Origin of the sequence: Burkholderia sp. BCC1977, from assembly GCF_905339595.1 — a bacterium.
In the GTDB taxonomy this organism is placed as follows: Bacteria; Pseudomonadota; Gammaproteobacteria; order Burkholderiales; family Burkholderiaceae; genus Burkholderia.
The window spans coordinates 127,096-139,112 of the sequence record NZ_CAJPGQ010000017.1 but is presented as its reverse complement, the minus strand read 5'-3'; the positions used below and the strand labels follow the sequence as shown (position 1 = coordinate 139,112).

The 12,017-nt window shown below is 66.2% G+C and carries 9 protein-coding genes and 3 tRNA genes; 2 read left to right on the top strand and 10 right to left on the bottom strand.

What is annotated here, in order from left to right:
* Positions 1 to 80: 80 nt before the first annotated feature.
* The 4 genes from U5771_RS16645 to gltX form a co-directional block, all read right to left on the bottom strand.
* A tRNA-Asp gene (locus U5771_RS16645) sits at positions 81 to 157 on the bottom strand.
* A gap of 80 nt (positions 158 to 237) precedes the next feature.
* Positions 238 to 313 (bottom strand) — tRNA-Glu (locus U5771_RS16640).
* Between the two features lie 140 nt (positions 314 to 453).
* A tRNA-Ala gene (locus U5771_RS16635) sits at positions 454 to 529 on the bottom strand.
* 129 nt (positions 530 to 658) lie between these two features.
* Positions 659 to 2,068 (bottom strand): glutamate--tRNA ligase, encoded by a 1,410-nt coding sequence (gene gltX / locus U5771_RS16630; RefSeq protein ID WP_322024980.1) that lies wholly within the window; start codon positions 2,066 to 2,068, stop codon positions 659 to 661.
* Between the two features lie 280 nt (positions 2,069 to 2,348).
* On the opposite strand from gltX, the gene U5771_RS16625 reads away from it, so the two are divergent.
* Positions 2,349 to 3,275, top strand: coding sequence for a patatin-like phospholipase family protein (locus U5771_RS16625; protein WP_322024979.1), 927 nt, complete (start codon positions 2,349 to 2,351; stop codon positions 3,273 to 3,275).
* 277 nt (positions 3,276 to 3,552) lie between these two features.
* On the top strand, positions 3,553 to 4,758 hold the full coding sequence (locus U5771_RS16620; RefSeq protein ID WP_322024978.1) for an IS110 family transposase: 1,206 nt from the start codon (positions 3,553 to 3,555) through the stop codon (positions 4,756 to 4,758).
* Between the two features lie 105 nt (positions 4,759 to 4,863).
* Here U5771_RS16620 and U5771_RS16615 read toward each other — a convergent pair whose 3' ends face one another.
* From U5771_RS16615 to U5771_RS16590, 6 genes are all read right to left on the bottom strand, one after another.
* Positions 4,864 to 5,538, bottom strand: coding sequence for a C40 family peptidase (locus U5771_RS16615; RefSeq protein ID WP_322024977.1), 675 nt, complete (start codon positions 5,536 to 5,538; stop codon positions 4,864 to 4,866).
* Between the two features lie 128 nt (positions 5,539 to 5,666).
* Positions 5,667 to 7,289 carry a dipeptide ABC transporter ATP-binding protein gene (locus U5771_RS16610; RefSeq protein ID WP_322024976.1) on the bottom strand — a complete coding sequence of 541 codons (1,623 nt, stop codon included), beginning with the start codon at positions 7,287 to 7,289 and terminating at the stop codon, positions 5,667 to 5,669.
* Positions 7,286 to 8,383 carry an ABC transporter permease gene (locus tag U5771_RS16605; RefSeq protein WP_322024975.1) on the bottom strand — a complete coding sequence of 366 codons (1,098 nt, stop codon included), beginning with the start codon at positions 8,381 to 8,383 and terminating at the stop codon, positions 7,286 to 7,288. The genes U5771_RS16610 and U5771_RS16605 overlap by 4 nt, the downstream gene beginning before the upstream one ends.
* A 75-nt stretch (positions 8,384 to 8,458) precedes the next feature.
* Entirely contained in the window at positions 8,459 to 9,502 is a 1,044-nt protein-coding gene (locus U5771_RS16600) for a microcin C ABC transporter permease YejB (protein WP_322024974.1), read from the bottom strand.
* Positions 9,503 to 9,554: 52 nt separating this feature from the next.
* Complete coding sequence (locus U5771_RS16595; protein ID WP_322024973.1) at positions 9,555 to 11,438, bottom strand: extracellular solute-binding protein; 1,884 nt, start codon at positions 11,436 to 11,438, stop codon at positions 9,555 to 9,557.
* A 202-nt stretch (positions 11,439 to 11,640) separates the two neighbouring features.
* Complete coding sequence (locus U5771_RS16590) at positions 11,641 to 12,003, bottom strand: hypothetical protein (protein WP_121859350.1); 363 nt, start codon at positions 12,001 to 12,003, stop codon at positions 11,641 to 11,643.
* Between the last annotated feature and the right edge of the window lie 14 nt (positions 12,004 to 12,017).

The following is a 12,017-nucleotide window of genomic DNA, read 5'->3' as shown; positions in this document are numbered from 1 at the left end:
CTCTAGACGAAGGGGACAACGTACTGCTTACATCTTTAATACAAAAGCCCGCTCAAAAACGTCTTGAACGGGCTTCGTTCTGGCGGAGCGGACGGGACTCGAACCCGCGACCCCCGGCGTGACAGGCCGGTATTCTAACCGACTGAACTACCGCTCCAACTTTTTGCACCGTTACCTGCAGGACGTCGGTTACGTTCCTGCAAGCCTCGCGACACTTCTACGAAACGCCGCTGAATCTGGCGTCCCCTAGGGGATTCGAACCCCTGTACTCACCGTGAAAGGGTGATGTCCTAGGCCTCTAGACGAAGGGGACATAATCTTTTCAGATCTGTCTGACTTTCGCTATTCACTCATCATCAACAGCGAAGGCCGAAATTCTAACTGCTTTAAATCATTTTGTGAAGCATTTATTACTACCACCACTGCTTCGCAAATCAATCCATTCTGCTCTGATGGTGGAGGTAAGCGGGATCGAACCGCTGACCTCTTGCATGCCATGCAAGCGCTCTCCCAGCTGAGCTATACCCCCTTGCAGAACAGAAATGAGATTATATGGACCGAATTTGAACTTGTAAATACCCTTTTTGCGATTCGAGCGAAATTTTTTGCGAAGCCGCCCGTGACGTCACGTACGGGCAGCTTCGCACTCGCCCCAACCTCAGGCCAGCGCGGCCTCGATACGCGACACCACGACATCGCGACCGAACAGCACGAGCACCGCGTCGATCGACGGCGTATGCGTCGTGCCCGCCACCAGCAGGCGCACCGGCATCGCGAGCTGCGGCATCTTCAGCTTGTGCGCGCCGAGCGTCGCCTTCAGCGCGGCGGACACCGCCTCCTTCGTCCAGTCGGCCGCCTTCAGCGCGGCGGCGAGATCGGCCAGCGCCGGGCGCACCGCATCGGTCACGTGCTGCGCGAGCGCGTCGGCATCCGGCGCCGGCACACGGTAGAACATCGCGGCGCCTTCGGCGATCTCCTTGACCGTCGTCGCGCGGTCCTTCATCAGGCCGACCACGGCGTCGAGCGCGGGGCCCGTCGCGATCGCCGCGTCGTCGATGCCGAGCGCGTCGAGGAACGGCTTCGCCAGCGCGGCGAGTCGCGCGTTGTCCGCTTCCTTGATGTAGTGGGCGTTCAGCCAGCTCAGCTTGCCGTGGTCGTACTGCGCGGGCGACTTGCCGAGATGCTCGAGGTCGAACCATTCGACGAACTGTTCGCGCGAGAAGATTTCGGCATCGCCGTGCGACCAGCCGAGACGCGCGAGATAGTTGACGACGGCCTCCGGCAGGAAGCCTGCGTCGCGATACGCCATCACGCTCATCGCGCCATGCCGCTTGCTCATCTTCTCGCCCTGCTCGTTCAGCACGGTCGGCAGGTGCGCATAGACCGGCGGCTCGCCGCCGAGCGCGCGCAGGATGTTGATCTGGCGCGGCGTGTTGTTCACATGGTCGTCGCCACGGATCACGTGCGTGATGTTCATGTCCATGTCGTCCACGACCACGCAGAAGTTGTAGATCGGCGTGCCGTCCGGACGCGCGATCACGAGGTCGTCGAGCTCCTCGTTCGAGATCTCGACACGCCCCTTCACCGCGTCGTCCCACACGACCGTGCCGGTCAGCGGATTGCGGAACCGCAGCACGGGCTTCACGCCGGCCGGCGGCTCGGGCAGCACCTTGCCCGGCTCCGGACGCCACGTGCCGTCGTAACGCGGCTTGAGGCCGGCCTCGCGCTGGCGTTCGCGCAGCGCGTCGAGTTCCTCGGCCGACATGTAGCACGGGTACGCGAGGCCCTGCTCGAGCATCTGCGCGAGCACCGCGCGATAGCGGTCCATCCGCTGCATCTGGTAGATCGGGCCTTCGTCGAAATCCAGGCCGAGCCACTGCATCCCCTCGAGGATCGCGTCGACGGCTTCCTGCGACGAGCGCTCGACGTCGGTATCCTCGATACGCAGCACGAACGTGCCGTTCATCTTGCGCGCGAACGCCCACGGATAGAGCGCGGAGCGGATGTTGCCGAGGTGGATGAAGCCGGTGGGACTCGGCGCGAAGCGGGTACGGACAGGACGGGTCATAAACGGTAACTCGAACGCCTGGGGCGCATGAATGATTCGACGCGGGATCGACGGCGACAGCCCGGACAGCAATGGGGCCGGCCGCGCCCGGAACGGGAAAGAAGCCGGAATTATACTCGCGCCGCCCTTCGCGCCAAGCGCGCCGCTTGCTTTATGATGTGCGCGCCGCGGCCGCCAGCCGGCGCCGCGCCGGCCGCGCGGTTTCTGCCGCACGGCCGCTCGGAACCTATCGCCGCCGCGGGCCGCAGGGCCCGCCGCCAAGCCGCCGGAGAACCATTCGATGTCGTCCCCTCGCCTGTCGCGCCGTCACTTCACGATCGCTTGCGCATCCGCCAGCCTCGCCGCCTGCACGTCGTTCGGCGACAAGTCCCGCCCCGACAACGCCGCGAATCCCGCGCAGTCGCGCGAGAAGCCCGTGAAGATCGGCATCGCGCTCGGCGGCGGCGCCGCCCGCGGCTTCTCGCACATCGGTGTGCTGAAGGCGCTCGAGGCGCGCGGCATCCCGGTCGAGATCGTGGCCGGCACGAGCGCGGGCTCGGTGGTCGGCGCGCTGTATGCGTCGGGGATGAGCGGACTGCAGATCAACAAGATCGCGCTCGACATGGATCAGGCGGCCATCAGCGACTGGGCATTGCCGTTCCGCTCGCGCGGGCTGCTGCAGGGCGTCGCGCTGCAGAACTTCCTGAACAAGACGCTCAACAACCGGCCGATCGAAAAGATGGCGAAGCCGCTCGGCATCGTCGCGACCGACCTGCAGAACGGCCAGCCGATCCTGTTCCAGCAGGGCAATACGGGGCTGGCGGTGCGTGCGTCGTGCAGCGTGCCGTCGGTGTTCGAGCCCGTGAAGATCGGCAACCGCGAATACGTCGACGGCGGCCTCGTGAGCCCGGTGCCCGCGTCGTTCGCACGCAAGATGGGCGCGAGCTTCGTGATCGCGGTCGACATCTCGTCGCGGCCGGACGGCGCGGCGACCAACAACCCGATCGAGATGCTGCTGCAGACCTTCACGATCATGGGCCAGACGATCAAGACCTACGAGCTCGACAAATACGCGGATGTCGTGATCCGCCCGAACCTCGCGGCGATGAGCGGCAGCGACTTCAACCAGCGCAACGCGGCGATCCTCGCGGGCGAGGAAGCCGTCGCGCGCATCATGCCCGAGCTGCAACGCAAGCTCGCGACGGCCCGCGGCGCCGCGGCGGCATAAGCGGACGCATCGCGGGGCGCGGCGCCCCCGGCGACAACAGCACCGCCCCCGTTACTATCTTCACGCCCCGATAATCGGGGCTATGGCCAGCCAGGCCCGGCATGATTCTCGCCCCCAGTCGCAGTCATGATCCGGGGGGTGTTGTCACCGGGCCTGGTGGGTGGCTGGTGATCGCTGATAGGGGTTTGGCCGGGATATCCCGACGCCGTCCGTAACGTGGATGCCGAGACTTGCCACCGTTGTTGCAGGCCAATCCGTTCACTCTGCATAAACTTCGATGCAAGACACTCAACAACGTGACGCCGTCGATGTCTTTGTCGGCGTCGATGTCGGTAAAGGTCATCATCACGCCGTGGCACTCGATCGGAACGGTAAGCGCCTGTACAACAGGGCTCTACCCAACGACGAGGCCAAGCTGCGCGCCCTCATCACCGAACTCAAGACTCACGGTCGACTGCTGTTCGTCGTCGATCAGCCTTCCACCATCGGTGCGCTTCCTGTAGCCGTCGCCCGCGCTGAAGGCGTACTCGTTGCCTATCTGCCCGGACTGGCCATGCGCCGCATCGCTGATTTGCACGCCGGCGAAGCCAAGACCGATGCCCGCGACGCCGCCATCATCGCCGAAGCCGCTCGCTCGATGCCGCATACGCTGCGCTCGCTTCGACTGGCCGACGAGCAGCTCGCCGAACTCACCATGCTCTGCGGCTTCGATGACGACCTCGCCGCTCAGGTCACGCAGACCAGCAACCGCATTCGCGGCCTGCTTACTCAGATCCATCCGGCGCTCGAGCGTGTTCTCGGACCGCGCCTTGACCATCCAGCGGTACTCGATCTGCTTGAGCGCTATCCGTCGCCCGCCGCGCTTGCCGGCACCAGCGAGAAGACGCTCGCCAATCGCCTGACCAAGCTCGCTCCTCGCATGGGCAAAGGCTTAGCGGCCGAGATCGTTCAGGCACTGAGCGAACAAGCCGTGACCGTGCCTGGCACGCAAGCCGCCACCATCGTCATGCCCCGTTTGGCCCAGCAGCTTGCGGCCTTGCGTCAGCAACGCGACGAGGTCGCTGCCGAAGTTGAACGACTGGTGCTTGCTCACCCTCTTTGGCCGGTCCTGACCAGCATGCCGGGAGTCGGCGTCAGGACCGCCGCCAGACTCATGACCGAAGTTGCCCACAAAGCCTTCGCTTCGGCCGCCCACTTGGCAGCCTATGCTGGCCTTGCCCCGGTAACCCGGCGCTCAGGCTCGTCGATCCGTGGCGAGCACCCATCCAGACGGGGCAACAAGGTGCTCAAGCGAGCCTTGTTCCTCTCTGCCTTCGCGGCCTTAAGAGACCCAGTCTCGCGGGCTTATTACTCGCGCAAGATCCAGCAAGGCAAGCGCCACAACCAGGCCCTCATCGCACTGGCACGGCGACGCTGCGACGTTCTGTTCGCCATGCTGCGCGACGGCACCATTTACCAACCCAAGTCAGCCCCTAACGCTTGACGAAACACATAGGGGCACCCCGCCGCTTCCGCGCGCCCCAAAACAAAAAACCCTGCCGCCTTTCGGTGACAGGGTTTTCTTGATCCGGCCGATCGCCGGCGAGCGTCAGTTGCTGCCGTTCGCCGCGTCGTCGCCGATCGTCGCGCGCACGCGCTGGCGCAGGTCGTCGGCCTTCATCGGGAACTCCGACTCGAGCCGGCGCGCGCCGGTGAAACGCTTTTCCCAGTAGCCGTTGTCGAGATCGTCGACGCGAATCGTGCTGCCCGTCGACGGCGAATGCACGAACTTGTTGTCGCCGATGTAGATGCCGACGTGCGAGAACGTACGGCGCATCGTGTTGAAGAACACGAGGTCGCCCGGCTTCAGGTTGCTCATGCTGACCTTCTCGCCGACGCGGCTCATCTCTTCCGCGCGACGCGGCAGCGACATGCCGAGCGTGTCCTGGAACACGTAGCGCACGAAACCGCTGCAGTCGAGGCCGGAATCCGGCGAGTTGCCGCCCCAACGGTAGCGCACGCCGATCATGTTCAGCGCGCCGACGACGACGTCGCCTGCCTTGCCCGCCATGCCGGCAAGAAACGACTTCGCGCCGCCGCTCGACGACTGGGCACTGGTCTGCTGGAGGGAGGAACTCGACCCGATTTGAGTCGAATTCGTGACATTCTGGTTAAAACTGCTGACTTCGTCGGCGAACGCGCCGGGAGCTGCTGCGAACAGGGCGCCGATGAACAGCCCGGCGAGGGTGCGCGCGCATGCCTGGGTCAGGGATCGATGCTGCATTGGGCGATGGAATGTGCTTAAAAATCAGCTGATTGGCGGAAAATTTCGGTCGATACTAGCCAGCGCGTAATCGTTTGTCAAAACAAATTAAAAAATACAATCGAGATGGTCAGACCATTGGACGCTTATCACGCTTTCCAGACCGCTTTCAACAGCTTTTGTGTGTAAGGATGTGACGGTTTCGTGAAGATATCGGCCACCTCTCCGGACTCGACGATCGCCCCGCCCTGCATCACCGCGACCCGGTGCGCCATCGCACCGATCACCTCCAGGTCGTGGCTGATGAATACATAGCCGAGGTTGTATTTCTGTTGCAAATTCGCGAGCAGCTTCAGCACCTGCTGCTGGATCGACACGTCGAGCGCGGACGTCGGTTCGTCAAGGATCAGGATGCGCGGCTCCAGCACGAGCGCGCGCGCGATCGCGATCCGCTGGCGCTGGCCGCCGGAGAATTCGTGCGGATAGCGATGCAGCACCGTGCGGTCGAGGCCGACTTCGCGCAACACGGCCAGCGACTTCGCGCGGCGCGCATCCGGCGTGAGCTCCGGGCGATGCAGCTCGAGCCCCTCGCCGACGATCCGCTCGATCGTGTGACGCGGCGACAGCGAACTGAATGGATCCTGAAAGACGACCTGCATGTTCGAGCGCAGTGCAGTCTGCTCGCGGCCGCGATAGGTCGACAGCGCGCGCCCCTGGAATTCGATCTCGCCGTGCGCCGTCCTTTGCAGCCCGAGCAGCGCCATCGCGAGCGTCGATTTCCCGGAGCCGGATTCGCCGACGATCCCGAGCGTCTCGCCCTGCCGCACCGACACGGACACGTCCGCGACCGCCGTCACGGGCGTCGTGCCGAACCAGCCCGCGAAGCCCGGCCGCTTGCGCGCGAACTGCACGCTGACGTGGCGCGCATCGAGCACGACGGGCGCGATCGGCATCACCGGCGCGACCGCGCGCTGCGGCCGGCTGTTCAGCAGCCGCCGGGTATACGGATGATCCGGCTCCGCGAAGATCCGCTCGACCGGCCCGCTTTCGACCAGCTTGCCGCGCTCCATCACCGCGACCCGCTCGGCGAAGTGCCGCACGAGGTTCAGGTCGTGCGTGATCAGCAGGATCGCCATCCCGCGCTTTTCCGCCTCCTCCCGCTGCAGCTCGAGCAGCAGGTCGACGATCTGCGCGCGGATCGTCACGTCGAGCGCGGTGGTCGGCTCGTCCGCGAGCAAGAGCCGCGGCCGGCAGGCGAGCGCCATCGCGATCATCGCGCGCTGCCGCTGGCCGCCCGACAACTGGTGCGGGTAACTGTCGACGCGCTTCTCCGGCTCCGCGATGCCGGTGCGCGCAAGCAGCGCGATCGCGCGCTTGCGTGCCTCCGACGCCGTCACGCCGTCGTGCAGCACGATCGTCTCGCCGATCTGCGCGCCGATCGTATACAGCGGGTTGAGCGCCGTCATCGGCTCCTGGAAGATCATCGCGATGTCCGAGCCGCGCAGCCCGCGCATCTCGCGCTCGCTCTTGCCGGCAAGGTCGTGCCCGGCGAAGCGGATCGTGCCGCTCACGTCGGCATCGCGCAGCAGCCGCAGGATCGACAGCGCGGTCACGCTCTTGCCCGATCCCGACTCGCCGACGAGCGCGACGCGCTCGCCGCGGCCGATCGCGAGCGTCACGTCGTCGACGGCCACCGTGTCGCCGAAGCGCACATGCAGATGCTCGAGCGACAGCAGCGGTTCGCCCGCGTTCGATACGACCGTGTCGCTCATCGCTGGCCTCCCGCCGCGCGCACCGAATCGGCGATCCGCGTGTCGAGCGCGTTGCGCAGCGCGTCACCCATGAAGGTCAGCAGCAGCAGCGTCGTGACCAGCACGCCGAAGGTCGACAGCGAAATCCACCACGCGTCGAGGTTGCCCTTGCCCTGCGCGAGCAGCTCGCCGAGGCTCGGCGTCGGCGGCGGTACGCCGAGCCCGAGGAAGTCGAGGCTCGTGAGCGCGAGGATCGCGCCGCTCATCCGGAACGGCAGGAACGTGATCACGGGCGTCATGCTGTTCGGCAGCACGTGGCGCCAGATGATCTGCCCGTTCGTGAGCCCCATCGCGCGGGCCGCGCGCACGTAGTCCTGCGTGCGGTTGCGCAGGAACTCGGCGCGCACGTAGTCGGCCAGGCCGATCCAGCCGAACAGCGACAGCAGCACGATCAGCAGCAGGAAGCTCGGCTCGAAGATCGACGCGAAGATGATCAGCAGGTACAGCTCCGGCAGCGAACTCCAGATCTCGATCAGCCGCTGCCCGACGATGTCGATGCGTCCGCCGAAGAAGCCCTGCACGGCGCCCGCGGCGATCCCGAGCAGCGTGCCGATCGCGGTCAGGATCAGCCCGAACTCGACCGACACGCGGAACCCGTACACGAGCCGTGCGAGCAGGTCGCGCCCATGCGCGTCGGTGCCGAGCCAGTTCGCGCGCGACGGCGGCGCCGGGTTCGGCACGGTCGAGAAGTAGTTCAGCGTGTCGTAGTAGTAGCGGTTCGGCGGATAGACGACGAAGTTGCCCGGCGCCTCGAGCCGCTTGCGGACATACGGATCGAGATAGTCGGCCGGCGTCGGGAAGTCGCCGCCGAAGGTCGTCTCCGGATACGCATGGAACATCGGGAAATAGGTCTGGCCGTCGTAGTGCACGACGAGCGGCTTGTCGTTCGACCACAGCGGCGCCGCGAGGCTCGCGGCGAAGGCGACGACGAAGATCACGAAGCTCCAGTAGCCGAGGCGCTGCTGGCGAAAGCGCTGCCAGACGCGGCGCGCGGGCGACGGCGACACGCGCGCACGCGCCGCGTCGATGCGGGACGACACGACGGCCCGGTTCATCGCGCACCTCGCCCGGCGCGCGCGGGCAGGCGGATGGGCGCGCCGGCAAGCGGCGTGCGAACGAACGGTTTCATGTCAGCGCTCCAGGTTGTCGAATTGAATGCGCGGGTCGACCCACACGTAGCAGAGGTCGGAGATCAGCTTGGTCGCGAGCCCGATCAGCGTGAACAGGTACAGCGTGCCGAGCACGACCGGGTAATCGCGCCGCACGACCGACTCGTACGACAGCAGCCCGAGGCCATCGAGCGAGAACAGCGTTTCGATCAGCAGGCTGCCCGTGAAGAACGCGCCGATGAACGCGGCCGGGAACCCGACGATCAGCGGCAGCATCGCGTTGCGGAACACGTGCTTCCACAGCACGGTGCGCTCGGCGAGCCCTTTCGCGCGCGCGGTCAGCACGTACTGCTTGCGGATCTCGTCGAGGAACGCGTTCTTCGTCAGCATCGTGATGACCGCGAAGCTGCCGACGACCGACGCCGTGATCGGCAGCGCGATGTGCCACAGATAGTCGAGCACCTTGCCGATCAGCGACAGCTGCGCGAAGTTGTCCGACGTGAGCCCGCGCAGCGGGAACAGCTGCCAGAACGAGCCGCCGCCGAACAGCACGAGCAGCAGCACGCCGAGCACGAAGCCCGGAATCGCATAACCGACCAGCACGACGAGGCTCGTCGCGACATCGAACGGCGAGCCGTTGCGCACGGCCTTCGCGATGCCGAGCGGCACCGAGATCAGATAGGTGACGAAGAACGTCCACAACCCGATGCTGATCGACACCGGCAGCTTCTGCACGATCAGCGACCACACGCTCTGGTGGCGGAAGTAGCTGTCGCCGAGATCGAAGCGCGCAAAGCGCTTCAGCATCAGCCAGTAACGCTCGAGCGGCGGCTTGTCGAAGCCGTACAGCGCCTTGAGCTGCGCGAGCTGCTGCGCGTCGACGCCGGTATGCGCACGCATCCCGAACGGCGTCGCGCCCTGCTCCGTCGCGCCCTTGCGCAGTTCCTGCACGGCCTGTTCGACCGGGCCGCCCGGCACGAACTGGATCACGGCGAACGTGAGCGTGAGCACGCCGATCAGCGTCGGGATCATCAGCAGCAGGCGTTTGAGGATGTAGCTCCACATAGGGCGTCGACTCGCGATCGATAGGCTGGGTTGAACGAAGGGCCGGCAGGCTTCAGTGATCGGGCTTGGCCCACCAGGTCGATACGACCCAGCCCTCGGCCGAATAGTACAGCGGCAGCGTTTGCGGATAGCCGAGCGTGCGCTTGTATGCAATCCGGTGTGTGGTGCTGTACCACTGCGGGACCGCGTAATAGCCGTGCATCAGTACGCGATCGAGCGCGTGCGTCGCATCGAGCAGGTCGTCGCGCGTCTGCGCGGCGCCGAGCGCGTGCAGCAGCGCGTCGACGGCCGGCGACTTGAGCCCGACGATGTTGTCGGAGCCCGGCTCGTCGGCGAATTTGCTGGCGTAGCGCGAGAACTGCTCGGCGCCCGGCACCTGCACGCCCGGCAGGCGGATCGTCGTCATGTCGTAGTCGAACGCGTCGAGCCGCTTTTGCAGCAGCGCGTAATCGGCGGTGCGAAAGCGCGCGTCGATGCCGAGCTTCGCGAGATTGCGCTGGTAGGCGGTCACGACGCCTTCCATCGCCGCGCCCGAATCGTCGAGGATCTCGAACGTGAACGGCTCGCCCTGCGCATTGCGCAGCGCGCCGTCGCGGTAGGTCCAGCCGGCCTGCGCGAGCAGCGCGCGTGCCTTCAGCAGGTTCGCGCGCAGCGAGCCGGGTGGGTTCGTGTTCGGCTGCGTGACCATCGGGCCGAACACGGCCGGGTCGAGCTGTGTGCGCAGCGGCTCCAGCAGCTTCAGCTCGCCCGCGCCCGGCGTACCGGTCGCCTGCAGGTCGGTGTCGGCGAAATAGCTGTCGAGGCGCGTGTACGCGCTATAGAACAACTGGCGGTTCAGCCATTCGAAGTCGAACGCGAGATCGAGCGCCTGGCGCACGCGCACGTCGCGAAACTGCGGCCGGCGCAGGTTCATGAAGAAGCCCTGCATGCCCGCGCCGTTGTGCTGGCGGAATTCGCGCTTGACGAGCTCGCCGCTGTCGAAGCGCTTGCCGACGTCGCGCCGCGTCCAGTTGCGCGCGATGTACTCGACCAGCACGTCGTACTCGCCGGCCTTGAACGCCTCGAGCCGCGCGACGCCGTCGCCGTACAGCTTGTAGACGATCCGCTCGAAGTTGTTGGTGCCGACCCGCACCGGCAGGTCGGCGCCCCAGTATGCGGGATTGCGCCGGTACGTAATGGTGCGGCCGTTGTCGTAGCGCTCGACCAGGTACGGCCCGCTGCCGATCGGCTGCTCGAACGCGAGCTGGTCGAACGGAATTCGCGAACCGTCCGCGCGCAGCCCCCACTTGCGCGAGAACACCGGCACGCCGCCGGCGATCAGCGGCAGCTCCCGGTTCGTGCTGCGGAACTCGAAACGCACGGTGGCCGGATCGACGACCACGGCCTTCGCGATCTCGGCGAAATACGCGCCGAACTGTGGCGCGGCCAGCTTGCTCTTCAGCGTGTCGAACGAAAACCTGACGTCGTCGGCCGTGACCGGATCGCCGTTCGAGAAGCGCGCGCGCGGATTCAGGTGGAACGTGACCGAGCGGCGGTCCGGCGCGATCGCGATGTCGTCGGCGAGCAGCCCGTAGGCGGACGCCGGTTCGTCCGAGCTGCCGGTCGCGAGGCTCTCGAACAGCAGGTCGATGCCCGGCGCGGGGTTGCCGCGCATCGTGAACGGATTGAACTTGTCAAACGACGTCAGCCGGCTCGGGTTCGCGAGCACGAGCGTGCCGTCCTTCGGCGCGTCCGGGTTCACGTAGTCGAAATGCTTGAAGCCCGGCGGATATTTCGGCTCGCCGTACTGCGCGATCGCATAGGCCGCGTGCGCGGCCGTCGCGGCCAGTACCGCCTGTATTGCCCATACTGCCGCCGTGCGGCCGGCGGCCCGTACCGCATGCGCAGCGCCGAAGCGGATGCGCGCGGCGGCGGTCCGGGGCGAACCCTTCGTCATAGAGGCCCTGTCGGTCGATTGAGGGATGGAACGTGGGTCGATTCTACCCATTCAATTCGACGTCGAGCCAGCCTGCGGATTTTCGTGCGTGGCGCCGGCGCGTCGCGGCCGCCGCGCGCGGCCCGCCCAGGCAAAAAAAAGACCGCCACGCGGGCGGTCTTCATCTCGTGCGCGCACGCGGCACGCGTGCGCCGCAGGTCGATCAACGCCAGCCGTTGTGGCGGCCGTTGTCCCAGTGACCGCGATCGCGATCGCCGCCCCAGCCGCGGCCGTGATGGCGATACCAGTCGTCGCGGCCCCAGTAGCGGCGGCCGTCCCAGTAGCGATCGCCGTGCCAGCCGATCACGATCGCCGGTGCCGGCGCGTAGACGGGCGCCGGGGCATACACGGGCGCCGGCTGGTAGACGACCGGCGGAGGCGGCGGCGCATACACGGGCGCGGGCGCGACGTAGACCGGAGCCGGCACGCCGACGTTGATCCCGACATTGACTCCCGCCATTGCTGCGCCCGACACGAGCAAGGCCGTCATACCGGTCAAGAGCGAGGCAACACGCAAAGTCTTCATGGATTCCTCTTCGA